This is a genomic window from Solwaraspora sp. WMMB762 (assembly GCF_049179115.1).
In the GTDB taxonomy this organism is placed as follows: domain Bacteria; phylum Actinomycetota; class Actinomycetes; order Mycobacteriales; family Micromonosporaceae; genus Micromonospora_E.
This window is the reverse complement of the sequence record NZ_JBMHMD010000001.1, coordinates 1,531,104-1,556,354: the sequence shown is the minus strand read 5'-3', so window position 1 is coordinate 1,556,354 and position 25,251 is coordinate 1,531,104. Positions and strand designations below refer to the sequence as shown.

21 protein-coding genes are annotated in these 25,251 nt (G+C 73.2%); 15 read left to right on the top strand and 6 right to left on the bottom strand.

The annotated features are described in order from the left end of the window. Positions 1–20 precede the first annotated feature (20 nt). From ACN27J_RS06950 to ACN27J_RS06930, 5 genes are all read left to right on the top strand, one after another. A complete protein-coding gene (locus ACN27J_RS06950; protein ID WP_421364635.1) occupies positions 21–1,046 on the top strand; it encodes an MBL fold metallo-hydrolase in 1,026 nt (341 codons plus the stop codon). Between the two features lie 140 nt (positions 1,047–1,186). Further along, positions 1,187–2,659, top strand: a complete 1,473-nt coding sequence (locus ACN27J_RS06945; protein WP_421364633.1) for an aldehyde dehydrogenase family protein — start codon at positions 1,187–1,189, stop codon at positions 2,657–2,659. 43 nt (positions 2,660–2,702) lie between these two features. Next, the gene (locus ACN27J_RS06940; RefSeq protein ID WP_421364632.1) at positions 2,703–3,470 is read left to right on the top strand and encodes an SDR family NAD(P)-dependent oxidoreductase; all 768 of its coding nucleotides are present in this window, start codon (positions 2,703–2,705) and stop codon (positions 3,468–3,470) included. Then, complete coding sequence (locus ACN27J_RS06935) at positions 3,467–5,572, top strand: hypothetical protein (RefSeq protein WP_421364630.1); 2,106 nt, start codon at positions 3,467–3,469, stop codon at positions 5,570–5,572. Before ACN27J_RS06940 ends, ACN27J_RS06935 begins: the two co-directional genes overlap by 4 nt. Then, positions 5,538–6,947 (top strand): FAD-dependent oxidoreductase, encoded by a 1,410-nt coding sequence (locus ACN27J_RS06930; protein ID WP_421364628.1) that lies wholly within the window; start codon positions 5,538–5,540, stop codon positions 6,945–6,947. The genes ACN27J_RS06935 and ACN27J_RS06930 overlap by 35 nt, the downstream gene beginning before the upstream one ends. A 33-nt stretch (positions 6,948–6,980) precedes the next feature. Here ACN27J_RS06930 and ACN27J_RS06925 read toward each other — a convergent pair whose 3' ends face one another. From ACN27J_RS06925 to ACN27J_RS06915, 3 genes are read right to left on the bottom strand one after another with little or no spacing between them, the layout of a single operon-like run. Continuing rightward, positions 6,981–9,068 carry a dipeptide ABC transporter ATP-binding protein gene (locus ACN27J_RS06925; RefSeq protein ID WP_421364626.1) on the bottom strand — a complete coding sequence of 696 codons (2,088 nt, stop codon included), beginning with the start codon at positions 9,066–9,068 and terminating at the stop codon, positions 6,981–6,983. Beyond that, a complete protein-coding gene (locus tag ACN27J_RS06920; RefSeq protein WP_421364624.1) occupies positions 9,065–10,009 on the bottom strand; it encodes an ABC transporter permease in 945 nt (314 codons plus the stop codon). Before ACN27J_RS06920 ends, ACN27J_RS06925 begins: the two co-directional genes overlap by 4 nt. Next, on the bottom strand, positions 10,006–10,950 hold the full coding sequence (locus ACN27J_RS06915; RefSeq protein WP_278169652.1) for an ABC transporter permease: 945 nt from the start codon (positions 10,948–10,950) through the stop codon (positions 10,006–10,008). The genes ACN27J_RS06920 and ACN27J_RS06915 overlap by 4 nt, the downstream gene beginning before the upstream one ends. Positions 10,951–11,157: 207 nt before the next feature. Between ACN27J_RS06915 and ACN27J_RS06910 the strand changes: the two genes are divergently transcribed. Genes ACN27J_RS06910 through ACN27J_RS06900 form a run of 3 tightly spaced genes read left to right on the top strand, consistent with a single transcriptional unit; the run spans position 11,158 to position 14,539 of the window. Then, positions 11,158–12,843 carry a flavin-containing monooxygenase gene (locus ACN27J_RS06910; protein WP_421364621.1) on the top strand — a complete coding sequence of 562 codons (1,686 nt, stop codon included), beginning with the start codon at positions 11,158–11,160 and terminating at the stop codon, positions 12,841–12,843. Positions 12,844–12,846: 3 nt separating this feature from the next. Further along, the gene (locus ACN27J_RS06905; protein WP_421364619.1) at positions 12,847–13,776 is read left to right on the top strand and encodes an alpha/beta hydrolase; all 930 of its coding nucleotides are present in this window, start codon (positions 12,847–12,849) and stop codon (positions 13,774–13,776) included. Further along, positions 13,769–14,539 (top strand): SDR family NAD(P)-dependent oxidoreductase, encoded by a 771-nt coding sequence (locus ACN27J_RS06900; RefSeq protein ID WP_421364617.1) that lies wholly within the window; start codon positions 13,769–13,771, stop codon positions 14,537–14,539. The genes ACN27J_RS06905 and ACN27J_RS06900 overlap by 8 nt, the downstream gene beginning before the upstream one ends. Positions 14,540–14,700: 161 nt before the next feature. Here ACN27J_RS06900 and ACN27J_RS06895 read toward each other — a convergent pair whose 3' ends face one another. Next, on the bottom strand, positions 14,701–16,341 hold the full coding sequence (locus tag ACN27J_RS06895) for an ABC transporter substrate-binding protein (RefSeq protein WP_421364615.1): 1,641 nt from the start codon (positions 16,339–16,341) through the stop codon (positions 14,701–14,703). A 147-nt stretch (positions 16,342–16,488) separates the two neighbouring features. After that, on the bottom strand, positions 16,489–17,253 hold the full coding sequence (locus ACN27J_RS06890) for an IclR family transcriptional regulator (RefSeq protein ID WP_421364613.1): 765 nt from the start codon (positions 17,251–17,253) through the stop codon (positions 16,489–16,491). 57 nt (positions 17,254–17,310) lie between these two features. On the opposite strand from ACN27J_RS06890, the gene ACN27J_RS06885 reads away from it, so the two are divergent. The 7 genes from ACN27J_RS06885 to ACN27J_RS06855 all read left to right on the top strand — a co-directional run bounded on the left by ACN27J_RS06885 (position 17,311) and on the right by ACN27J_RS06855 (position 24,524). Next, the gene (locus tag ACN27J_RS06885) at positions 17,311–18,402 is read left to right on the top strand and encodes a cupin domain-containing protein (RefSeq protein WP_421364611.1); all 1,092 of its coding nucleotides are present in this window, start codon (positions 17,311–17,313) and stop codon (positions 18,400–18,402) included. Next, the gene (locus ACN27J_RS06880; protein WP_421364609.1) at positions 18,399–19,229 is read left to right on the top strand and encodes a fumarylacetoacetate hydrolase family protein; all 831 of its coding nucleotides are present in this window, start codon (positions 18,399–18,401) and stop codon (positions 19,227–19,229) included. Before ACN27J_RS06885 ends, ACN27J_RS06880 begins: the two co-directional genes overlap by 4 nt. Further along, a complete protein-coding gene (locus ACN27J_RS06875) occupies positions 19,226–20,020 on the top strand; it encodes a maleylpyruvate isomerase N-terminal domain-containing protein (protein ID WP_421364607.1) in 795 nt (264 codons plus the stop codon). Before ACN27J_RS06880 ends, ACN27J_RS06875 begins: the two co-directional genes overlap by 4 nt. A 102-nt stretch (positions 20,021–20,122) precedes the next feature. Then, positions 20,123–21,886 carry an FAD-dependent oxidoreductase gene (locus ACN27J_RS06870; protein ID WP_421364606.1) on the top strand — a complete coding sequence of 588 codons (1,764 nt, stop codon included), beginning with the start codon at positions 20,123–20,125 and terminating at the stop codon, positions 21,884–21,886. Positions 21,887–21,888: 2 nt separating this feature from the next. Further along, complete coding sequence (locus ACN27J_RS06865; protein WP_123602230.1) at positions 21,889–22,128, top strand: 4Fe-4S dicluster domain-containing protein; 240 nt, start codon at positions 21,889–21,891, stop codon at positions 22,126–22,128. Then, the gene (locus ACN27J_RS06860) at positions 22,121–22,882 is read left to right on the top strand and encodes a hypothetical protein (RefSeq protein ID WP_421364605.1); all 762 of its coding nucleotides are present in this window, start codon (positions 22,121–22,123) and stop codon (positions 22,880–22,882) included. The genes ACN27J_RS06865 and ACN27J_RS06860 overlap by 8 nt, the downstream gene beginning before the upstream one ends. A gap of 19 nt (positions 22,883–22,901) precedes the next feature. Then, positions 22,902–24,524, top strand: coding sequence for an FAD-dependent oxidoreductase (locus ACN27J_RS06855; RefSeq protein ID WP_421364604.1), 1,623 nt, complete (start codon positions 22,902–22,904; stop codon positions 24,522–24,524). Between the two features lie 23 nt (positions 24,525–24,547). Here ACN27J_RS06855 and ACN27J_RS06850 read toward each other — a convergent pair whose 3' ends face one another. Then, the gene (locus tag ACN27J_RS06850) at positions 24,548–25,216 is read right to left on the bottom strand and encodes a TetR/AcrR family transcriptional regulator (protein WP_421364602.1); all 669 of its coding nucleotides are present in this window, start codon (positions 25,214–25,216) and stop codon (positions 24,548–24,550) included. Positions 25,217–25,251 lie beyond the last annotated feature (35 nt).

The following is a 25,251-nucleotide window of genomic DNA, read 5'->3' as shown; positions in this document are numbered from 1 at the left end:
TCAGCGCGAGGGGGTGCCCGATGGCGACGGGGTCGGACTGGATGACGCCGGGAGCACACCCGGTCGCGGACGGGGTGTACCGGATTCCACTGCCGATGCCCGACGACGCGCTGCGGGCGGTCAACGTCTACGCGATCGAGGACGACGCCGGGCTGGTGCTGGTCGACGCCGGCTGGGCGGTGCCGGCCGCACGCAAGGCGCTCGAGGCGGCGCTCGGTGACCGTGGGCACGACCTCGCCGCGATCCGCCGTTTCCTGGTCACTCACATCCACCAGGACCACTATTCGCAGGCGGTTGCGATCCGGCGGGAGACCGGGGTGCCGATCGCGCTCGGGGTGGGCGAGCGGCCGAGCCTGGAGTTCATGGCGGCCGGCACCGACGAGCCGTACGCCGCCCCGCTGGCCCAGCTGCGCGCCGCCGGTGCCGCCGACCTCGCCGACCAGGTGAAGCGGCTGACCGCCGACGCGGAGCAGTCGGAACTCGACTGGCAACCGCCGGACGAGTGGCTGTCCGGTGAGCGTGAGGTGGCGTTGTCCGGCCGCCGGTTGCGGGCGTTGCCGACCCCGGGCCATACCGCCGGGCACTACGTCTTCCGTGACCCGCAGGCCGGGCTGCTCTTCGCCGGTGACCACGTGTTGCCGGGCATCACCCCGTCGGTCGGCTTCGAGGCGGTGGCGGCGCACCGCCCGCTGGGCCGGTACCTGGAGTCGCTGCGGGCGGTACGTGCGTTGCCGGACGCGCTGCTGCTGCCGGCGCACGGGCCGGTGGGCGACAGCGTCCATCGACGGGTGGACGAACTGCTGGCCCATCACCGGGACCGGTTGGCCGAGATGGCGGTTGCGGTCGGTGCCGGCGCGCGGACCGCGTACCAGGTGGCGCGGACCCTGCCCTGGACGCGACGTCGCCGCACGCTCGACGATCTGCCGCCGTACCACCGGATGCTGGCGGTCAACGAGACGGCGTTGCATCTCGACCTGCTGGCCGAGCAGGGCCGGGTGGCGACGCACCGGATGGACGGCGTGACGGCGTACCGGCCGGTGGCCTGACCACGGGTTTACCTGTGGCCTGACCACGGGTTTCGCGGCGGCACGGGATGCGGTAGTGTCAGGCACCAAGCAAGCGCTTGTGAGGTGATCGTGATGCTGTCAGCCGACTCGACACCGATCCCGGCCCCCGGTGGCCGTCGATGACGGTGATCAACCGACCGGCCGACCCGACCAGCCTGCTACGCCCCGGCATTCTGATCGACGGACAGTGGCGCGACACCGGCACCGGCGGTCGACGCGACCACGTCGACCCGGGCACCGGCCGCGTCCAGCAGAGCTTCGCCCTGGCCGGGGCCGCCGAGGTGGACGAGGCGGTCGCCGCCGCCCGGGCCGCCGCCCCCGGCTGGCGCAGTTGGCCCACCGACCGGCGCCGCCAGGCGCTGTCCCGCCTCGGCGACCTGATCCGGGCCAACGCCGCCGACCTCGCCGCGATCAACGCGCTCGAGGTCGGCACCCCGGCGGCCCTGTCGTACGGCCGCTACACCACCGGCCAGACCTTCTTTGACTACTACGCCGGCTGGCTGGACAAGGCCGCCGGCGACGCGCTGCGGATGCCCGGAGCGTTGGACCTGACCCTGCTGGAACCGGTCGGCGTGGTCGGCGCGATCCTCACCTGGAACCATCCGCTGGCCAACATCCAGACCACCGTCGCCCCGGCGCTGGCCGCCGGGTGCACGGTCATCGTCAAACCACCGGAGCAGGCCCCGTTCGCGGCGTTGCGGTTCGGTCGACTCTGCGCCGAGGCCGGGCTGCCACCCGGCGTGGTCAACGTCCTGCCCGGCGGCCCGGCGGTCGGCGACGCCCTGGTCCGCCACCCCGAGGTGGACAAGATCGGGTTCGTCGGCGGTCCGGCGACGGCGGCCCGGATCCAGGCGGCGGCCGCCCCGACGCTCAAGCCGCTGCTGCTGGAGCTCGGCGGCAAGAGCGCGTCGCTGGTCTTCCCGGACGCCGACCTCGACCGGGCCTGCCGGTTCGCGCTGCTGATCACCGCCAACAGCGGACAGGGCTGCACCATCCCGACCCGGATGTTCGTCCACGACGACGTGTACGACGAGGTGCTCGGCCGGCTGCTGGACGGCCTGCGCGCGGTCACCGTCGGCGACCCGTTCGACCCGGCGGCCCGGATGGGACCGCTGATCGACGCGGCCGCCTGCGAGCGGGTCGTCGGGACCATCGACCGGGCCCGGGAGAACAACACCGGTGACCTGGTGCTCGGCGGGCACCGGCTGGGCGGCGAGCTGGCCGCCGGCTACTACGTCGCCCCGACCGTCTTCTCCGACGTCGACCCGCACAGTGAGCTCGCCACCGAGGAGATCTTCGGCCCGGTGCTGTCGGTCTGCCGGTTCGACGGCGAAGCCGAGGCGGTCGAGGCGGCCAACGCCAGCCGGTACGGGCTCGCCGGCTATGTGCACACCCGCGACGTCGACCGGGCGATGCGGGTCGCGTCGGCGCTGGCCGTCGGAAACGTCGGGGTCAACGGGGCCGGCGCCCCCGCCGGGCCGTTCGCGCCGTTCGGCGGGGTGAAACAGAGCGGCTACGGCAAGGTCGGCGGGCTCGCCGGACTGCTGGAGTTCAGCCGGGTCAAGAACGTACTGCTGGCGATCGACGAATGAGCTTGTCCGGCGGACCGTCGGGCGGCGGAGAAAAGAGGTCGGGATGACAGCACTGGCGGACGGAGCGGTGCTGGTCACCGGTGCCGGATCGGGGATCGGGGCGGCGACCGCACTGCAGGTCGCGGCGGCCGGCGCGGCGGTCGCCGTCAACGACCTCGACCCGGCCGCCGCCCAGGCCGCCGCCGACACGGTCGTCGCCGCCGGCGGCACCGCCTACCCAGTCGCCGGGGACGTGGCCGACCCACGGTCCGCCGCGGCCGTCGTGGCCGCCGCCGTCGACCGGCTCGGCCGGCTCACCGGACTGGTCAACAACGTCGGCGTGGTACGCGGCGGAGCACTGCGGTCGGTCAGCCCGGACGACTGGGACGCGATCATGCGGATCGACTGCGCCAGCGCGCTCTACTGCAGCCAGGCCGCCCTGCCCGCGATGGCGTCGGGCGGCGCGATCGTCAACATTTCGTCGCTGTGCGGCATCCACGTCGCACCCGGCGCCGGCGCCTACAACGCCGCCAAGGCAGCGGTGATCGCCCTGACCCGGCAGATGGCGCTGGAATGGGGTCCGGACGGCATCCGGGCGAACGCCGTCGCACCGGGCATCGTCAGCGGCACCAACTTCTCGGCCAGCAGCCGCGACCCGCAGGCCGCGCAGCGCCGTGGTGCCGCCGTACCGCTGGGTCGCACCGGGTCCGCGACGGACATCGCCCCGGTCGTGGTCTTCCTGCTCGGCGACGCCGCCCGGTACGTCACCGGCCAGGTGATCGCCGTCGACGGCGGGCTGGGCGTCGCGCTGCAGACGCTACTGCCGGCATGACCGGCGGGCCGGGCGGTGACCCACTGGCCGCACCGCTGACCGTCGGCCGGCACCGGCTGCGCAACCGGATGGTGATGACCCCGCACCTCGGTCGGCTGCCGTCCCGGCGGCTGCGGCGCTACGTGGCCGAGCGCGCGGCCGGCGGGGTGGCGATGATCGTGCTGCCGGCCGGCCAGGGGGTGTACGCCAACCCGGTCTACCCGCTGGATGCCTGCGCCGGTGACCCGGACGGCTACGTCGACCCCGACGCGGTCTCGTTTCACGTCCGCGACCCCCGGCACCGCCAGGTGCTGCTCGCGGCGACGCACGAGCACCTGGCCGGGCTGGCGGACGCGGCGCACGGCGGCGGGGCACTCGCCGTCGGCCAGATCCACCACCCGGGCGCGGAGCGCGGCTGGGACAACTTCCAGCCGACCCTCGCTCCGTCGCAGGTACGGGGCGACGACACCGGAGCCGTCCCGCACGCGCTCACCGCCGCCGAGATCGACGACCTGGTGACCGGCTACCTGGCCACCGCCACGGCGATCGTCGCCGCCGGGTTCGACGGCGTCGAACTGCACGCCGGCCACGGGTACCTGCTGAACCGGTTCCTGTCCCCGCACTACAACCGGCGCACCGACCGGTACGGCGGCTCCCCAGCCGGCCGGCTGCGGCTGATCCGCCGGATCCTGCGCGCGGTGCGCGCCGAGCTGGGGGACCGGTCGCTGCTCGGCGTCCGACTCACCGCCGGCGAGGAGGTGCCGGGCGGGATCGACGCCGCCGGGGTGACCGCAATCGCCACCGGGATCGCCGATCTCGTCGACTACGTCAACCTGACGCTGGGCAACCACGACGGGCTGCGCGACGGCCGGCCGGCTACCGCGTACACCGGATCCTGGCTGGTGCCACCGGCGCCGGCGGCGCAGACCGCCCGGCGGGTCCGCGCCGTGGTCGACGTGCCGGTCCTGGTCTCCGGCCGGATCACCGACCCGGCGATCGCCCGTACCCTGGTCGCCGACGGCGCGGCCGACCTGGTGGGACTGGCCCGGGCGCTGATCGCGGACCCCACCTTTCCCCGGCGCGCGGTCAGCGGGGACGACGCCGGCATCGTCCGCTGCGTCGCCTGCAACGAATGCGTACGGGTGCCGTTCTCCTGCCCGGCGAACCCGGCCGCCGGCCGGGAAGCCGAGTTCGACCCGCTGCCGCCTGGCCCACCGCAGCCCGGTCCACGGCCAGTCGATCCGCCGGCCGGCGGGCCGGCCCTCGTCCACCGCCGGCGTGCCCGCCGACGGATTACCGTCGTCGGCGCCGGGCCGGCCGGGGTGGAGGTGGCGGCCGGTGCCGCAGCGGCCGGAGCCGAGGTGACCCTGACCGAGGCCGCCGACGCGGTCGGCGGGGCGCTGCGCCACCTGGTCGCTACGCCACTGCTCGCCGACTGGGCGCCGCTGCTGCACCGGCTCGAGCGGCGGCTGGCCCCGCTGCTGGACCGGCCGTCGCCGGCCGGCGGGCGGGTGGTCCTGCGTACCGGCACCACCGTCACCGCCGACGATCCCGACCTGATCGGCGCGGACCTGGTGGTGCTGGCCACCGGTGCCCGGCCAGGCCCGGTCGGCTTTCCCGTCGACCGACCGGTACTGACCACGATGGATCTGCTGGTCGGTCGCCGACCGACGCCGGGCGTGCCGGTGCTGGTGGTCGGCGGCGCCGAGCGGCATCTCGAGCCGCTACTCGCCGCCGAGCTGCTGGCCGGGGAGGGCTGGCCGGTCCAGGTGTGCACCGAATGCGTCGACATCGGACCCGACCTCGATCAGCGGACCCGGCCGGCGGTGCTGCGTCGGCTGTACGGCCGGGCGGTGGGGTTCGCCCCGATGACCAGGGTGCACCGGTGGTCCGGCGGGGTCGTCGAGGTGGAGCAGTTGTTCACCGGGCACCGGTCGACCCTCGACGCCGGCGCGGTGGTTCTCGCGCACGGCCGTACCGCCGACGACGGCCTGCGCGCCGCGCTACCGCCGAACGTCGAATGTCAGGTGGTCGGCGACGCGTTGGCGCCGCGTCGGCTGACGCACGCCATCCTGGAAGGAGCCAGGTTTGGATACGCGCTGTCCGCCGCCGACCGGCGATAGCCCCGAACCGCCGGTCGACGTGCTGGTGGTCGGTGCCGGCCTGGCCGGCTGGTGCGCGGCGGTCCGCGCCCAGCAGGCCGGCGCGTCGGTGGTCGTCGTCGAACGGTCCCGGCGCCGCCCCGGCTGGGGCAACTCGGTGCTGTCCGGCGGCGCTTTGCACGCTGCGCTGCGCGATCCGGAAACCCCGCCGGCCCGGCTGCGGGATCAGGTACGGGAGTTGACCGATGGCCGGGCCGACGAGGCGGTGCTGCGTACCTGGAGCGAACGCCTGCGGCCCACCCTGGACTGGCTGGCTGAGCACGGCGCCCGGCTGGTCACCGACGGCGACGCCGCGCACCGGGCGCGGGTGTTCGCCCCGGTGCGCCGCACCGAGCCCGGCCGGCGGTACGCCAACTTCGGCGTCTGGACCTTCCTGAGCGGGCTCGCCGACGAGTTCACCACCGCCGGCGGCACACTGCGGCAGCCGGCCCGGGCCCGACGGCTGCGGCCCGCGCCCGGTGCGGCCTGGCGGGTCGGGCTGGACCTGCCGGGCGGCGCCACCGGGTGGATCACCAGCCGGGCCGTGGTCCTCGCCGACGGCGGGTTCCAGGCCGACCCGGGCCTGCGCCGCGACCTGCTGGGTACCGACCGGGTGCTGCTGCGCGGTGCCGGCACCGCGACCGGCGACGGCCTGCGGATGGGCCGCTCGGCCGGCGCGGCGCTCGTCCCGGACACCGGGTTCTACGGCCACCTGCTGGTCCGTGAGGCGCGGCACGACCGTCGACTGTGGCCGTACCCGATCCTGGACCCGTTGGCGGCGGTCGGGATCGTCGTCGGCCCGGACGGTCGGCGGCTGGTCGACGAGAGCCATCACGGGGTGACCACGACCAACACGGTGGCCCACGGCCCGGCACCCGACGGGTGCTGGTTGATCGTCGACGACGACGGGTGGCGCACCGAGGGACGGATCGGCGACCCGGCACCCAACCCGTACCTGCTCGACTGCGGCGCCACCGTGCTGACCGGAACCGGTCCGGCGGACCTGGCGGCACGAGCCGGCATCGACCCGGCCGGGTTGTCCGCCACGGTGGCGCAGCTGCGGGCGGCGCCGGAGGGCGCGTCGCCGCCGCGCACCGGCCGGCTGCGGCTGGCCGTGCCGCCGCTGCGGGCGGTGCCGCTGGTGGCCGGGGTGACGTTCGCCCTCGGCGGGCTGCGGGTCGACGGCCGGGCCCGGTTGTGCGACGCCGCCGGCCAGCCGATCACCGGGCTGTACGCGGCCGGCGCGACCATGGGCGGGCTGCACGGCGGCCCGCGCGCCGGCTACGCGGGCGGGTTGCTCGAGGCGGCGGTCTTCGGCCTGGTCGCCGGCGAGGAAGCGGCCCGGCGGTCGCGGTGACCCCCCGCAGTGGCCCGGCCCCGGTTCGCCGGCTCAGCCGGTGAGGTGACAGGCGGACCAGCCACCGCCGGCGACCGGCACCGGCTGCGGGATCACCTCGGCGCACACCGGCATCGCATGCGGGCAGCGGGTGCGGAACCGGCAACCCGACGGCGGGTCGATCGGACTGGGGATCTCCCCGGTCGGGGTGGTCCGGCCGGCGAGCCCGTGACTGGCCGGGGTCAGCATCGAAGCCAGCAACGCCCGGGTGTACGGGTGTGCGGGGTGGCTGTACACCCGGCTGGCGGGACCGCTCTCCACCACCCGCCCCAGGTACATCACCGCCAGCTCGTGACTGACATGGTGGACCAGCGCGAGGTCGTGGGCGATGAACAGGAAGGCGATGCCCTCAGCCTCCTGGATGTCCTGGACCAGGTTGACGATCTGCGACCGGGTGGAGACGTCCAGCGCGCTCACCGGCTCGTCACAGATGATCAGTTGGGGTTCGAGCGCCAGCGCGCGGGCGAACGAGATCCGCTGTCGCTGGCCGCCGGAGAGCGCTCGCGGCGACCGGCGGGCCAGCGCCGGGTCCAGGCCGACCCGTTCCAGCAGCTGGCCGATCCGGCGGCGGCGCTCGGCCGGGGTGAGCCGGGAGTGCACCACCAGCGGTTCGGCGATGCTCTGCCCGACCGTCATCGACGGGTCCAACGAGGCGTACGGGTCCTGGAACACCATCTGCATACCGCGTCGGTGCGACCGCAGCTCACCCCGGCTCATCGCGGCGAGGTCCCGACCGAGGAAGGAGACCTCCCCGCTGCTGGGTTCGATCAGCCGCAGGGCGAGCCGGCCGACGGTCGACTTGCCGGAGCCGCTCTCGCCGACCAGGCCGAGGGTCCGGCCACGGGCCACCGTCAGGTCGACGCCGTCGACCGCGTGCACCACCACCCGGCGCAGGCCGAGCACCCCGCGCCGGATCGGGAACTGTTTGCCGAGGCCGCGCAGCCACAGCACGGCCCCGTCCCCGGTGTCGCCATCGTCGGTCGGACCGGCGGTGCCGGCATCCTCGACGGCCGACTCGGCCGCGGCCAGGTCCTCGCTCGCCAGGTTCTCGACACCGGTGTCAGGTACCGGGCCGGTGCCGGGCAGCTCCAGCTCGTCGTACCGGCCGCACCGGGTGCCCCGGTCGCCGCCGTCCAGCACCGTCCACGGCGGGTCCGTCCGGGTCCACTCCGGCGTGGCGTGGGCGCACCGGTTGGCGAACCGGCAGCCGGCGGCGGGGAAGTGGCCCGGGCGCGGCACCTGGCCGGGGATGACCGGCAGCCGGGTGGCCTTCTCGGCGACCTCCGCGCTGGACGAGATCAGCGCCGAGGTGTACGGGTGCCGGGGCGCGGCGAACACGTCGCGGACCGGGCCGGACTCGACGACCTGACCGGCGTACATGACGCTGAGCCGTTGCGCCATCGTGGCGATGACGCCGAGATCGTGCGACACCAGCAGCAAAGACATCCCCAGCGCGTCACGCAGGTCGCCGAGCAGCTGCAGGATCTGCAGCTGGACCGTCACGTCCAGGGCTGTCGTCGGTTCGTCGGCGATCAGCAGCTCCGGTTCGCCGGCGATGGCCATCGCGATCAGCGCCCGTTGGGCCATTCCGCCGGACAGCTCGTGCGGATAGCTGGCCACCCGCTGTTGCGGGTCCGGGATCCGGACCAGGTCGAGCAGTTCCACCGCGCGGGCCCGGGCCTGCCGGCGGTTCATGCTGGAGTGTCGTAGCAGGCTCTCGACGATCTGGTTGCCGACGGTGAACGCCGGGTTCAGGCTGCTCAACGCCTCCTGGAAGACCATGCCGACCCGGTTGCCCCGGAACCGGGTCAGTTCGGCGGGGGAGCGGCCGGTGAGCTCCTGTCCGGCGAAGCGGATCGAACCGCCGGTGATCCGGGCTCCGGGCGGCAACAGTCCGGCCAGGGCGAGACAGGTGATGCTCTTGCCGGAGCCGCTCTCGCCGACCAGGCCGAGGGTCTCGCCGGCGGCGATGCTCAGATCGACCTGTTCGACCAGGTGCACGGTGTCCCGTCCGGATCCGACGCTGACGGTCAGGCCGTCGACCTCCAGCAGTGGGCGGGTCGTCGTGGTGGCGGCGCTCATCTGCGGCCTGCTTTCTGCGGGTGCCCGCCGGACAGGGCCTGGCTGAGTCCGTCGCCGAGCACCTGGAAGGCGACGACCGTGAGGGTGATGGTCAGGCCGGGGATGAAGATCAACCAGGGTGCCGAGGCGACCGACGAGAACGCCCGTTGCAGCAGGTTGCCCCAGCTCGCCTCCGGCGGCTGGATGCTGAGCCCGAGGTAGCTCATCGCGCCTTCGGCGACGATCGCCACGGCCATGGTGATGAAGACCTGGACGACCAGTGGACCGGCGATATTGGGCAGCACGTGCCGCAGCACCGACCGCAGGTGGGAGACCCCGATCGACCGGGCCGCCTCCAGGTAGGTCTCCTCGCGTACCGCCAGTGCCTGGATGCGGCTCAGCCGGGCGAAGATCGGCACGAAGATGACCGCGAGGGCGAACATGGCGTTGCGCAGCCCGGGCCCGAGCACGCCGACGATGGACATCGCCAGCAGCAGGCCGGGGACGCTGAGCACGGCGTCGATCAGCGTCATCACCAGCCGGTCCACCCAGCCGCCGAAGTAGCCGGCGGTCACGCCGAGCAGGACCCCGCCGAACAGGCCGAGCCCGACCGCCTGCAGGCAGGCCAGCAGGGAGGACCGGGAGGCGTACAGCAGCCGGCTGAGCATGTCCCGACCGAGGTCGTCGGTGCCGAGCCAGTGCGCGGCCGACGGCGGGTCGAGGATCGCCCGGAAATCGGTGGCGTACGGGTCGTACGGGCTGACCAGCGGTGCGGCGACCGCCAACAGGCTGAGCAGCACCAGGTAGCCGAGAGCGACCACGGTCATGGGTTGGCTGCGGATCCGGGCGACGAGCGTGTCGCCGCGGTCGCGGCGGTCGAGTCCGTCCGGCTCCGGCCCGGCACCGGTCTCGGTGGGGGCGGCGGTGGACGCGGTGTCGTCGGTGCTCACTGGTCGGCTCAAGAGATCCGCACCTTCGGGTTGAGGAGTCCGTAGGCGATGTCGACGAGCAGGTTCGCGGTGAGCACGACCACCGCGGAGACCAGGACGACAGCCTGTACGACGGTGAAGTCCCGGTTGAGGATGGCGTCGATGGCGAACTTGCCGAGTCCTGGCATGCCGAAGATGGACTCGACGATCACCGCGCCGGACAGCAGGTGTCCGAGCCGGATGCCGAGCACGGTGATCGCTGGCGCAGCCGCGTTCTTCAGCGCGTGTTTGCCGATCACGGTGCGTGCCGGCAGCCCTTTGGACCAGGCGGTCCGGATGTAGGGCTGGGCGTACGCGTGGAGGAAGCCGGTGCGCAGCTGGCGGGCCATTTCGGCGGCGGTGAATACGCCGAGGGTGATCGACGGCATGATCAGGTGCTGGGCCCAGGGCAGCACACCCTCGCTGAGCGGGGTGTAACCGGTGGCCGGCAGCCAGCGCAGTTGCACCGCGAAGATGGTGATCAGCATGGTGGCCAGCCAGAAGTTCGGCACGGCCAGGCCGGCGGCGCTGCCGAGCAGGCCGAGCCGGTCGACGACGCGGCCGGCGTAGACGCCCTGCAGGATGCCGGTCGGTACGCCGATCAGCAGCACGACGACGAGGGTGCCCAGGGCGATGCTCGCGGTCAGCGGCGCGCGGCGCAGGATCTCGTCGCTGATCGCCCGGCCGGTCACCAGCGAGTCACCCAGGTCGCCCTGCAGGATGCCGCCGAGCCAGTGCGCGTAGCGGACCAGGAAGGGGTCGTCGAGGCGTAGCTGTTGGCGCAGTGCGGCCAGCTGCTCCGGGGTGGCGTGTTCGCCGGCGATCGCCATCGCCTGGTCGCCGGGGAGCAAGGCGACCAGGGAGAACGCGCCCAGCGAGACGATCAGCAGGAGTGGGATCGCCGACAGGAGTCGCCGGAGGACGAGGGTGACCATTCGTGGGTGATCCTTTGGCCGCCGGAACGCTGGCTGACCAGCATCTGACTGTCCGGGCAACCTACCTAACGAGCGCTTGTTCGTCAACGTCTCAGCGGTGCCGACCCGCGCCGGCCGGTGCCCGGCCCTGCGCCCCGTCCGCCTGCATGTCGTCGCAGCGAGCCGCGCGTTGACGAACAAGCGCTTTGTTGGCTAGCGTCGGCCGGGATGACGACGGACACCGCGGTCGACGACCCCGCCGGTCCGGCGGACCGGTACGACGTGCTGGTCGTCGGGGCCGGGTTCGCCGGGATGTACCTGATCCACAAGCTGCGCGCGCTCGGCTTCACCGTGCACGCGGTCGAGGCGGCTGGCAGCGTCGGCGGCACCTGGTACTGGAACCGGTACCCCGGTGCCCGCTGCGACGTGGCGAGCCTGGAGTACTCCTACTCGTTTTCCGAGCCGCTGCAGCAGGAGTGGGAATGGACCGAGCGGTTCGCCGCCCAGCCGGAGATCCTGCGCTACGCCGAACATGTCGCCGACCGGTTCGACCTGCGCCGCGACATCACCTTCGACACCCGGATCCGGACGGCCGACTTCGACGAGCGGGCCGGGCTGTGGCGGCTGCGCGCAGATGGCGGGCGGACCTTCGTCGGCCGGTTCCTGATCACCGCCGTCGGCTGCCTGTCCGCCGCCCGGACCCCGGACTGGCCCGGCCAGCGCGACTTCACCGGCCCGATCTACCACACCGGACAGTGGCCGCACCACGAGGTCGACTTCACCGGCCAGCGGGTCGCGGTCGTCGGCACCGGCTCGTCCGGCATCCAGGTGATCCCGCCGATCGCCGAGCAGGCGGCACACCTGACGGTCTTCCAACGGACCGCCAATTTCAGCCTGCCCACCCGCAACCGGCCGCTGCTGCCCGGCGAACAGGCCGACGTCAAGGCCCGGTACCCGCAGATCCGGGCGATGATGCGGGACAACCCTCGGGCGCTGCACCGGCGGACCGGCAAGGGGGTGCTGCAGGTCCCGGAGCAGGTCCGCCGGGCCGAGCTGGAACAGCGCTGGCGCGATGGTGAGGTGTCCTTCCTGACCGCGTTCACCGACGTGCTGACCGACGCCGACGCCAACCGGGCGGTGGCCGACTTCGTCCGGGAGAAGATCCGGGCCACGGTGACCGACCCGGTCGTCGCCGAACTGCTCTGCCCGCAGGGCCACCCGATCGGGACGAAGCGGATCTGCCGCGACACCGGGTACTTCGAGACCTTCAACCGCGATGACGTCGACCTGGTCGACGTACGGTCCGAGCCGATCGTCGAGCTGACCCCGGGCGGGGTGCGGACCAGCCGCCGGGAGTACCCGGTCGATGCGGTCGTCTTCGCCACCGGTTACGACGCGATGACCGGAGCGCTGACCCGCATCGACATCCGGGGTCGGGGCGGGCGGTCGCTGCGCCAGGTGTGGGCCGACGGGCCGCGCAGCTACCTCGGGCTGGCCGTCGCCGGCTTTCCGAACATGTTCACCGTAACCGGACCGGGCAGCCCGTCGGTGCTGGTCAACGTGATCATGGCAATCGAGCAGCACGTCGAATGGCTCGCCGAGCTGCTCGGGCACCTGCGTGACCGGGGAGTGACCCGGGTGGAGGCCGACCCCGGCCACCAGGACGCGTGGGTGGCGCACGTCGCCGACCTCGCGGCGGCCACCCTCTACCCGCAGGCCGACTCGTGGTTCATCGGCGCGAACGTGCCCGGCAAACCCCGGGTCTTCCTGCCGTACGTCGGCGGGCTGGACCGCTACCGGCGGCGGTGCGACGAGATCGCGGCGGCCGGCTACCCGGGCCTGCGCTTCGACGACCCGGCACCCGACCCGTACCCGGCACCCGACCCGACGCCGACCAGTGACCCGGTGGTCTGACCCATGGCACTCGATCCGCAGTCCGCCGCCGCTGTCACGGCGGCCGCCCGGCGGATGCCGGCGCTCGGTACCGAGGTGTACGACGCCGCCGAGGCGCGGCGGATTCTCGCCACCCGCCCGGGCAACCCGCCGCCCGGTCCGCCGGTGCACCGGGTCGCCGAGCACCGTGCCGGTCCGGCCGGTCCCCGGGTACGGGTCTACCACCCGGCGCCGACCGGGCGGCCGCAGCCGGCGGTGGTGTTCTGCCACGGCGGCGGCTTCACGTTCTGCTCGCTGGACACCCACGACGGGCTGTGCCGGCTGATGGCCCGCGACAGCGGCGCGGTGGTGGTGTCGGTCGACTACCGGCTCGCCCCCGAACACCGCTTCCCGGCCGCCGCCGAGGACGCCTACGCCGCGACCGCCTGGACCGCCGACAACGCCGCCGCGCTGGGCGTCGACCCGGCGCGGATCGCGGTGGCCGGCGACAGCGCCGGCGGCAACCTCGCCGCGGTCACCGCCCAGCTCGCCGTCGCGCGCGGCGGTCCAGCCCTGGCGTACCAACTGCTGGTCTACCCGATGCTCGACCACCGGTTCGACACCGACTCCTACCGCAGCAACGGCCACGGGTACGCGGTCACTGTCGACCACCTGCGCTGGTACTGGCACCAGTACCTGGGCGACGCCGACCCGGACCAGCCGGCGGCCTGCCCGCTGCGCGCCGGCGACCTTGCCGGCCTGCCGCCGACCTACCTGGTCACCGCCGAGCACTGCCCGCTGCGCAGCGAGAACGAGGCGTACGCGGCCCGGCTGCGGGCCGCCGGGGTCGCGGTGACCCTGGCCAGCCATCCCGGTGTGGTGCACGGCTTCTTCACCCAGTGGCACCAGTTGGACACCGGCCGGACCGCGACCGCTCAGGCGTTCGCCGTGCTGCGGGCGGTGCTGGATGGCTGAGCCACGGGTGGCGGTGGTCACCGGGGCCGCCGCCGGCATCGGCCAGGCCACCGCCGAGCACCTCGCCGCGCTCGGCGACACCGTACTCGGGGTGGACGTCGACCCCGACGGCCTAGCCGCGCTGCGCGAGCGGGTGGGAGCCGGCGGCGGCCGGGTCGGGACGCTCACCGCCGACCTGGCCGAGCCTGCGGCGGCGGCCACCGTCGTCGAGACCTGCCAGCGCCGGTACGGCCGGATCGACGTGCTCGCCCTGGTCGCCGGGGTGGGCCAGGCCGGACCGTCCGAGGCGGTCACCGTCGCCGAGTGGGACCGGGTGCTCGACGTCAACCTGCGGGCGCCGTTCCTGCTCGCCCAGGCCGCGATGCCGCACCTGGTGGCCACCGGCGGCACCGTCGTGGCGGTCTCCTCGGTGGCCGGGCTGCACGGCTGGTCCGGCAGCGCGGTTTACGCGGCGTCCAAAGGCGGGCTGATCGCGCTGATGCGCTCGCTGGCCGCCGAGTACGGCCCAGCCGGCGTACGGATCAACGTGCTCTGCCCCGGCGCGGTGCGGACCCGGCTGGCCGACGGGATGCGGGCCGCGCTGGCCGGCGGTGACCCGGCGCGGCCGCCCGGCGGTGCGGCCGCCGGCCCGGCCCCGGCGCGGCCGCCCGGCCGGCGGGCCGAACCGGCTGAGATCGCCCGTACCATCGCGTTCCTGGCCTCGCCGGACGCGTCGTTCGTCGCCGGCAGCGTGCTGCGCGCCGACGGCGGCGCGCTGGCCTGACCGGCCACCGTCTTTCGATCCACCCACATCCGCACACCGCCGAGCGGGGTGTTCCTGCTGGCCGGCCGACCGGCACCCGGCACGCCACAGCGCCGTGGGATCCGTCCGACGGATCCCACGGCGCCGCTGGTGCGTCCGCCCGCGCAAGGCGGTCCGGGTGGTCAGCCGACCGGCACCCGGCCCTCGGTGATGTACAACCCGTCGAAGATCATGTTCGACCGGGTGGAGCCGCGCTGCACCCCGCCGACGTGGGCACCCATCGCGGTGTGCCCGGCGACGAAGAACAACGGCACCCCGGCGGCGGCCTCCTCGGAGACCAGGGTGGCCGCCTGGCGCAGCAGGTCGGCCCGCTCGTCTGGGTCGACCGCGGCGTCCGCCTGGACGACCAGGTCGCGCAGACCGGGGATGGTCTCGCCGGACGGGTTGTACCGGCCGTCCTCGAAGAACCGTTCCCGGAACCGGCTGGACGGTGACCGGGCCGGTGCCATGGCCAGCGGCGCGGCGGCGATCTGCGGCGGCGAGTCGGCGGTGCCGTACAGCCGGGCCAGCATCTGCGCCGGGTCGATCAGCTGCAGGTCCATGGTGAACCCGGCCTGCTCCAGCTGTGCCTGCACCAGCTCACCCATCCGGACGTACGCGGTGAAGGTGCCACCGATCTCGGCGGTGAAGGTCACCCCGTCCGGATAGCCGGCCTCGGCCAGCAACTCCCGGGCCCGGTCCGGGTCGTACGGGTAGGCGTCGGCCAACTCGGGCGAGTACGGCACCGATCCCTCCGGGAACCACTGGGTGGCCGCCTCGGACCGGCCGTCGGTCAGCGCCTCGGTGATCGCCTCGCGGTTCAGGGCGTACTGCAGGGCCTGCCGGACCCGCACATCGTCGAACGGCTCCATCGCCTGGTTGATCAGCAGCGCGCGGACCTCGTTGGTCGACGAGGACATCACCCGTAGCCGGTCGTCGGCGCAGGCCGCGGCGACCTTGTCGTCCTCGATGTACTGCACGTCCAGGTCACCGGCCTGCAGCGCGCCGAGGCTGGCGTCGGTGGAGGTCTCGATGAAGTCGATCCCGCCGAGCAGCCGCTCCTGCGCGTTCCAGTAGCCGTCCCAGGCCCGGACACTGACCTTCTCCCGGGCGTACCAGGGGCCTTCGACGGCGTACGGGCCGGCGCCGACCGGGGCGTCGCTGAACGCCGTCGAGGAGCCGGCGGCCTGTACGGCGGTGGGCGAGGCCATCAGCCCGGGCCGGTCGGACAGGACGATCGGGAAGGCGGCCGGGTTCGGCGGATCCAGCTCGAACCGTACGGTGAGGTCGTCGACCACCTCGACGGCCTGGACGTTGGCCAGGTCGCCCTTGATGTTCGACTCCTCGTCGTTCATCGCCCGGTCGATGTTGAAGCGCACCGCCTCGGCGTCGAACGGGGTGCCGTCGGAGAAGACGACGCCGTCGCGGAGCTTGAACTCCATGACGTTGTCCTCGACGACGCTCCACTCGGTGGCCAGTCCAGGGATGGGTTGGTCGTTGGCGTCGAGCTTGACCAGCGGGTCGAAGATCGTCTGCAGCACGGTGATCTCGTTGGCCTCGACCATCCGGATCGGGTCGAGCGAGCTGGCCGGCACGCTGCCGTACTTGAGGATCGCGGTCGGGTCGTGGGCCACCGTGCCCGACGTCGCCGGCGGGCAGCCGGGCGCGGCGGTGGCGTTGTCGTCGGTGGTGTCGGAGTCGGTATCGGAACTGGTGCTGCAAGCGGCGAGCGGCAGCAGGGACAACGCCAGCAACGGCGCGAGTGTGCGGTGTAGGGATCTCACTTTTCGGTCCCACCTTCGGTAGGCGGCAGTTGCTCTACCAGCGGTGCGGCACGGCACGGCGCCGGCGAGAGTAGGCGAGGAAGCTACCAACAAAGCGCTTGCTTCGTCAACGGCATGTTGCGCCGATGTTGCAGCCCGATGCCGGGGTCAGTGCCCGCCCAGCTCGGTGGCGATCAGCCCGGCGGCAGTTCGCAGCGCCGTCGCGACCTCGGGGATTCGGGTGTTCGGGCAACGCGCGGTGGGCATCCCGGCCGCCAGCGCGCCGCGCACCCGGCCCGTCGTGTCGCGCAGGCAGACCCCGATCCCGGTGATGCCCCGCTCGCTCTCCTCGCGGTTCACCGCGTAGCCGAGACGGCGTGCGGTGGTCAACTGGCGACGCAGGGTGGCGAGATCCTCGACCGCGGGGCCGTACACCGCCGGCAGCCCTCGGGGATAGAGCACCTCCAGCTCCGCCGGGCTGAGCTGGGCGAGCAGCACCTTGCCCCCGGAGGTGCAGTGCGCCGGCATCGACATCCCGGCCCGGGAACCGACCCGCAGACCGTGGGTGGCCTCCACCCCGTCGAGGAACCGGACCGCGGTGCCCTGCAGCACCGCCAGGTGCACCGTCTCCTGCAGCTCACCGCTGAGCCGCTCCAGATGCGGCCGCACCACGGTACGCAGGTCCGGGCCGGACCGGCCGGCGAGCAGCCCCAGGTCGGCGAAGACCGGGCCGGGCAGGTACGCCCGCCGGCCGTCCTGGACGGCGAAGCCGTGATGCTTCAACATGCCGAGCAGCCGGTGCGCGGTGGACGGCGCCACCCCGAGGTGGCGGGCGGCCTCGGCCACGCCGAGCCGGGACCGCTCCCGCAGCAGCAGGATCAGGCGCAGGGCGTTGTCGACGGACTCGATGGGGTACGGCACGGCGTTCTGCACCCGAGAATTATGACCACGTGATCATTCCGTCGTAAAGAAGGTTCCTAACCTGGCGACATGGTTGACCTGGACTCCGAGGCCGCTGCCGGCACGGTGCAGGACCGCGCTTTGCAGCAGCTCTACACCGACTTCGACGCCGCTGGACTCAAACCGCTGTGGACCGTGCGGGACGGTCTGATGCCGGTCGCCCCGACACCCCGGGCGGTACCCCACGTCTGGCCGTGGGACCGGCTGCTGCCGCTCGCCGCCCGCGCCGGTGACCTCGTCCCGGTCGGCCGTGGCGGCGAACGACGGGCCATCGCCCTGGCCAACCCCGGCCTGCCCGGCGACCCGTTCGCCACCGCCACCCTCTGGGCGGCGGTGCAGTACCTCGGGCCCCGCGAGGTCGCCCCGGCCCACCGGCACAGCCAGAACGCGTTCCGTTTCGTGCTCGACGGGGAAGGCGTCTGGACGGTGGTCGACGGCGACCCGGTCGCCATGCGCCGGGGTGACCTGCTGCTGACCCCGGGCTGGGCCTGGCATGAGCACCACAACACCGCCGACACCGCGATGGTCTGGCTGGACGGACTCGACATCCCGTTGAACGCTCAACTCGACGCCGGGTTCTTCGAGTTCGGCCCGGACCAGCTCACCGACACGTCGACCCCGGCCGTCTCGCGGGGCGAACGGCTCTGGGCCCACCCCGGGCTGCGCCCACTGTCGGCCGGGGCGGACACCGTTCACTCGCCGCTGCCGGCGTACCGCTGGACGCACACCGACGCCGCGCTCACCGCGCAGCTGGAGCTCGCCGACGAAGGACATCCGGCGCTCGTCGAGCCCGGCCACGCGGCGGTACGGTTCGTCAACCCGACCACCGGCCGCGACGCCCTGGCGACGCTGCGCCTGGAGATGCACCGGCTGGCCGCCGGGACCGCCACGGCGACCCGCCGGGAGGTCGGCTCCTCGGTGTGGCAGGTCTTCAGCGGGCAGGCCACCGTGCTGCTGGACGGCCGGGAACACCAGGTCGGCACCGGCGATCTGTTCGCCGTACCGTCCTGGTGCCCGGTGAGCCTGCGGTCACCGGACGGCGCCGACCTGTTCCGGTTCAGCGACGCACCCAGCTACCAGGCCCTGCACCTGGACCGGCACCAGGTGGGTGATCCGGCGTGAGGCTGGCCACCATCCGTACCGGCGACCGGACCGCCGTGGTCCGGGTCGACGCCGACGCGGCGGTCGAGGTCGGCGCCGCCGACCTCGGCGAGCTGCTCACCGACCCCGGTTGGGCGCAGCGCGCCGCCGCCGCCGACGGCACCCGGCACCCGGTCGACGGACTCGACCACGCTCCGCTGGTCAGCCGACCGGAGAAGATCATCTGCGTCGGGCTGAACTACCGCCGGCACATCCTGGAGATGGGCCGGCAGCTCCCGGAACATCCGACGATCTTCGCCAAGTACCCACCGGCGCTGATCGGGGCCACCGACCCGGTCGTACTGCCGGCCGCCTCGACCGCGATGGACTGGGAGGCCGAACTCGCGGTCGTCGTCGGCACCACGGTCCGGCACGCCGACCCCGAGCAGGCCGCCGCCGCGATCGCCGGCTACACCGTGCTCAACGACGTCACCGCCCGGGACTGGCAGTACCGCACCCCGCAGTGGCTGGCCGGCAAGACCTTCGAGGCGACCACCCCGCTCGGACCCTGCCTGGTCACCCCGGACGAACTCGACCTCGACACCGGACTCAGCGTCGAGTGCCTGGTCAACGGCGAGGTGGTGCAGAGCTCCGACAGCACCGAACTGGTCTTCGACCCGCCCGCGCTGGTGGCGTACCTGTCCACCATCTGCACCCTGCGGCCCGGCGACGTGATCGCCACCGGTACCCCCGGCGGGGTGGGCCACGCCCGTAGACCACCCTGGTACCTGGCCGACGGCGACGTGCTGGTCACCCGGATCGGCGGGGTCGGCGAGTGCCGCAACACCTGCCGGGCGGAGCGGCCGTGACCGGCGCGGGGTCCGACGCTGTCAGCGGCTGGCTGGCAGCCGGGGAGCAACGGTGCCGGGAACTGGTCGACCGGCTCACCGACGCCGACGCTGCGGCACCGAGCCGGCTGCCCGGCTGGACCCGCGCCCACCTGGTCACCCACCTGGCCCGCAACGCCGACGCCCTGGTGAACCTGTTGACCTGGGCGCGGACCGGGGTGCCGACCCCGATGTACGCCAGCGCCGCCCAGCGCGGCGCGGACATCGACGCCGGCGCCGGGCGCGGCGCCGACGAGCTGCGCGCCGACCTGGCCGGTGCGGCGGGTCGGCTCGCCGACGCCGTCCGGGTCATGCCCGACGACGCCTGGTCGGCCACCGTCCGTACCGGTCAGGGCCGCGAGGTCCCCGCCGACCAGGTGCTCTGGCTGCGGGTCCGGGAGGTCTGGGTGCACCAGGCCGACCTCGACCTCGGCGGCACCCTGGCCGATCTGCCCGGTCCGCTCACCGACGCGCTGCTGGACGAGGTGACCGCCACCTTCACCGGCCGTGGTACCGGCCCGGCGGTCGAGCTGCGGGCGACCGACCGGCCACGGGTCTGGCGGACCGGTCCGGGAACCGTGGCGACCAGCGGTACGGGAAGCGTGGCGACCAGCGGTGCGGCCGGGTCCGGTGATACCGCACCGGTCCGGCCGGTGGAGCTGTCCGGAGCCGGTTGGCAGCTGCTCGGCTGGCTGATCGGGCGAGTGCCGGCGGACCGTTTGACGGTCCGGCCGACCGGTGCCGTGGTCGCGCCACCGCCGCCGTGGATATGACCCGGTCCGCTCGTCGGACCCCGCTGACCAGGCACGATGACATGATCGATTTCTGGTGGCCGCCGGTTACGGCGAGTCACCGACGATAGGAGGGAGGCACCGGTGGACGGCAACGTGATCGAGTCCGACGTACTCGTCATCGGTGGGGGAATCGCCGGCTGCGTGGCGGCCGTGCGGGCCGCGGAGGCGGGTGCCTCGGTGGTCCTGGTCGACAAGACCCGGTCGGTACGGCGCTCCGGCGACGCCGGCCGGGGACTGGCCTTCCTCACCACCTACCTGGATCTCGGCGAGCCCTGGGACACCCCGGAGGTCTTCGCTGAGTGGTACTGCGACATCGCCCTCGGGCTGGTCGACATGGAGGTGGCCCGGCCGCTGGGCATCGAACCGCTGCCGGCGGTCTGCCGGTTCCTGGAGGAGTCCGGTGTGCCGCTGCGCAACGCCGACGGCGACTACGAGCGGGTCGGCCGGATGTGGACGCCCGGTCCGATCGTGCTCAAGTTCGACGGCGCCGACATCAAGCCCCGGCTGGCCGAGCGGGCGGCGGCCACCGACCGGGTCCGGATCATCGGCGGGGTGCACGCCACCAGCGTGCAGCTCGACGACACCGGCCGGGCGGTCGGCGCGACCGGCTTCGACATCCGGTCCTGCGAGTTTCTGACCTTCCGCGCCGGCGCGGTGATCGTCGCCACCGGCAACGCCGAACGGGTCATCTTCAACTCGCCCCGGCGCGACGCGTTCCACACCTACCACCGGCCCTACCACGCCACCACCGGGTTCGCGCTCGCCGCCCGGGCCGGCGCGGTGGCCGCCAACATCGAGTTCCTCGGGACCTTCCTCTTCCCGCGTGGCTTCGCCACCGGTGCGATGGGCAACCTGCTGGAGGCCGGTGGCCGGCTGGTCAACGGCAACGGTCAGCTCATCGCCGACCTGCCGGACGTCGAGGGGGAGCGGCGGTTCGGCTTCGGCATCGTCGGTAAGGCGGCCGGTGAGGTGCTCGCCGGCCGTGGTCCGGTGTACATCGACTGCACCCACCTGCCGCCCGCCGAGATCGCCGCGATCAGCGACTACATCTCCTACGACGCCCCGCTGTTCCTGGAGTTCCTGGAGCAGTCCGGCATCGACCTGTCCCGGCACCCGGTCGAGTTCGAACTGTTCAACGGCGCCTGGTCGGCCACCGGATCGCCCAAGGGCGTGGTGGTCGGCGCGGACGGGCAGACCCGGGTTCCCGGCCTGTTCGCCGCCGGTGACCTGGCCACCCCGGCGTACGCCCTGGCCGGCTCACTGGCCAGCGGGTACGTCATCGGCCGGACCGCCGCCGAGTTCGCCCGGTCCGCCGCCGCGCCGGTGCTGGACGCCTCGGCGGTGGCCGCCGAACGTCGGCGGACCCTGGCACCGCTGAACCGGACCAGCGGGATCGGCTGGCGCGAGTACGAGCACCAGCTGCAGGACCTGATGACCAAGTACGTGGGGATGGACCGCAACGAGATCGGGCTGCGGCAGGCCGCCGAGTACCTGCGCGGATACGCGGCGGCGGCCGGCGAGGTCCACGCCGGTAACGGTCACGAGCTGATGCGCGCCCATGAGGCGTTCGACCTGCGGCTGTTCGACGAGATGATGACCGCCGTCGCGCTGGAGCGCGACGAGAGCCGGTTCAGCTTCCTGATGGGTCACTACCGCACCGACCGGCCGGGCGCCGACGACCAGCGGTGGCTCGGCGTGTCGATCCTCGCCGGACACGACGGTGAGCAACCGGTGCTGGAGCACACCGTGCCGACCCCGTCCTGGCGTGCGGCGCAACTGGAGAACCGGTCGGTCGTGGAGCTGGTCGGTGAGCGGGGAGCACGGCTCGCCGGAAAGGTGGGATAGGCATGGCACCACGGATCAATGAGAACCTTTGTACGCTCTGCGGGATCTGTCAGGACGTCTGTCCGGGCGACATCCTGCACATCGACCGGGGCGTGGCGGAGATGGTCCGCTACCCGGACGAGTGCAGCTACTGCGACGTCTGCCGGGTGGAGTGTCCGGCCGGCGCGATCGACATCGAGTTCACCTGGAGCATGCGGCAGCAGCCGATCTCCATCCTGCCGGGTCGGCCCGACCATGATTGAGGCGAGCTACACCCTGGACATCGACGTCGGCGTCGACGAGGTGTGGTCGTTCGTCGAGGTGATCCCGAACTGGGCGCACTTCCTGGTCGGTTTTCAGAAGCTGGACCTGGTCGACGACCGGCGGTCGATCTGGACGCTGCGCGGTGACGTCGGGGTCCTCGCCCGTGAGGTGGACCTGCAGGCCGACATCACCGTCTGGGAGCCGGGCCGGCGGGCGGAGTTCACCATCACCGGGCTGACCGAGCGGATCACCGGGCAGGGCAGCTTCGACATCGAGCCGATCGACGTGCCGTCGGGACCGGGCGACGCCACCGCGGCCGGCCCGGCTGACGGTTCCTCGGCTGACGGTTCCCCGGCTGGCGGTTCCGCAACCTCGGGAGAGCAGCGACGGCCCGAGCGCGGCGACGAACAGACCCGACCCGGCCTGTTGCGCCGGATCAGGTTCGCCGTGGCAGGCCGCCTGCTGCGCTGGTTGAACCGCCGCCGGGCGACCCACCCACCGGCCGGTCCGGCGGCCAACCCTCCGGCGGCGACCAACCCTCCCGAGGCGAGTGATCACGTGTCGGGCAGGCCGACATCGGCCGGGCCGCCCCGGACAGGCCGATCCCGGCTGCGTTTCCATCTGCAGCTCACCCCGGGCGGGCCGATGGCCCCGATGGTCGAGCTGTTGATGGGGCCGATGGTGGAGCCGACCGCCGAGGACTTCCTGCGCAACATCCGCCAGGCACTCGAAGCCCGGCGGGCCAGCGCCTGACGAGGGGAGCAGACGAGCCATGCACGAGTTGCCACGCCGTACCGATGTGGTGGTGGTCGGCACCGGCGCCGCCGGGCTGACCGCCGCGTTGACCGCCGCCGCGGCCGGCCTGCAGGTCACCATCCTGGAGAAGGCGCCGGTGATCGGCGGCACCACCGTGGTCTCCGGCGGCTCCATCTGGGCGCCGGCGAACCGCTGGCTGGCCGAGGCGGGCGTGCCGGACAGCCGCGACGACGCGCTGACCTACCTGCGACGGCTCGCCCTGGACCGGGTCCCCGACCGGGTCATCGAGGCCTTCGTCGACCAGGTCAACCCGATGCTGGACCTGGTGGTGGCGCGCACCGGGCTGCGCTTCACCCCGAACCTGGAGCACCCCGACTACCAGCCGGAGTTGCCCGGGGCGCATCCGGGCGGACGCACCCTGCAGAGCGACCTGTTCGACGCGACCGTCCTCGGTGAGCTGCGCGGCAAGCTGCGGCCGACGCATTCGACGGTGCCGGTCACCAAGCTCGAACTGGACCAGTGGGGGATGGACACCCTCGACCGGTGGGACTGGGCGCTGATCGCCGAACGCACCGCGAAGGGCGTGGTCGGCATGGGTGCCGCCCTGGTCGGTGAGCTGCTGTACGGCTGCCTGCGGCTCGGCGCCACGGTGCACACCGACACCCGGGCGGTCCGGCTGCGGCGCACCGGCGGACGGGTCGACGGGATCACCGTGGCCACCGGCGACGGCGAGGTGGAGATCGTCGCGCAGCGGGGTGTGGTGCTGGCCTCCGGCGGGTTCGAGTGGGACCCGGCGATGGTCGGGCAGTTCCTCGGCGTACCGATGGACGCACCGGCCAGCCCACCGGCGAACGCCGGCGACGGGTTGCGCATGGTGATGGAGGTCGGTGCCGCGCTCGGCAACATGAACGAGGCCTGGTGGGGGCCGATGGTGTACGCGGTCGGCGACACCTACGACGGCGCGCCGCTGTTCCGGCCCACGTCAGGTCTGCGGGCGCTGCCCGGCGGGATCATCGTCAACCGGCACGGCCGGCGGTTCTCCAACGAGGCGATGAACTACAACGACCTCGGCAAGGCGATGGCCACGTTCGACCCGATCCGCTACGAGTACGCCAACCTGCCCTGCTGGCTGGTGTTCGACGACCGGTTCCGGTCGTCGTACTCGGTCGCCACGGCGACCCCGGACGCGCCGACCCCGGGGTGGATGTCGACGGCACCGACCCTGGCGGAGCTGGCCGGCGCGGTCGGCATCGACCCGGACGGGTTGGTCGAGCAGGTCGCCGAGTTCAATCGGCACGCCGCACAGGGCCGGGATCCGCAGTTCGGTCGGGGCGCGAGCGTGTACGACCGGTACCGGGGCGATCCGACGGTGACCCCGCACCGCAATCTACGTCCGCTCGGTGACGGTCCCTACTACGCGGTACGGCTGCACCTGGGCTGTCTGGGTACCAAGGGCGGCCCGCTCTGCGACGAGCACGGCCAGGTGCGGGACGTCGACGGTGGGCTGATCGGCGGGCTGTATGCCTGCGGGAACGTGGCGGCCAGCCCGTTCGGACCGGGCTATCCGGGTGCCGGCGCGACGCTCGCCGCCGGGATGACGTACGGATATCTGAGCGGTCGCTCGCTGGCCGCCGGATGAGCAGCCGGCCGGTTACCGGCCGGTCAGCCGGCCGGTGCCGGCGCCGCCCCGTCGACTGCGGCTGGTGGGGTCGGCAGGGCCGCCGGGGCCGGCGTGTCCGCATCGGTCGGGCGCGCTGCCAGGCCGTCGAGGAAGATCGCGGTGCACTGGTCGGCGAGCCGGCTGGTGGGATTGTCGGGGCCCGGGTGGAACCACCGGACCGACAGCCAGACCGCGTCGCGGATGAAGCGGTAGAACACCCGGGTGTCGATGTCGGGGCGGAACGCTCCGCTGCTGACGCCCGCTTCGATCACCCCGAGCCAGGCGCTCTGCACCTCGCGGGCGACGTCCTTGAGGTAGTGGAACCGGGCCAGGCCACGCAGGTAGTTGACGTCATTCTGATAGATCTCGGTGGCGTGCGGGTGCGCCGCGGCGGTGTCCAGCGAGGCGCGGACCAGCTCGCGCAGCCGGGTCGCCGGGTCGTTCTCCCCGGCCAGTACCTCGGCGTACCGGTGGCGCAGATCCTCCAGGTAGGGACCGAGGATCGCCTCGATGATCGCTTCCTTCGAGTCGAAATGGTGGTACAGGCTGCCGGACAGGATGCCGACCTCGTCGGCGATCTGCCGGACCGTGGTGGCGGCCACGCCGCGACTGGCGAAGAAGGCCGCCGCGCAGGCGATGATCTGCTGTCGTCGATCCAGCGACTCTGCCACGGTGCCTCTTTCGGGTCTGCGGTGCAACGGGCGGG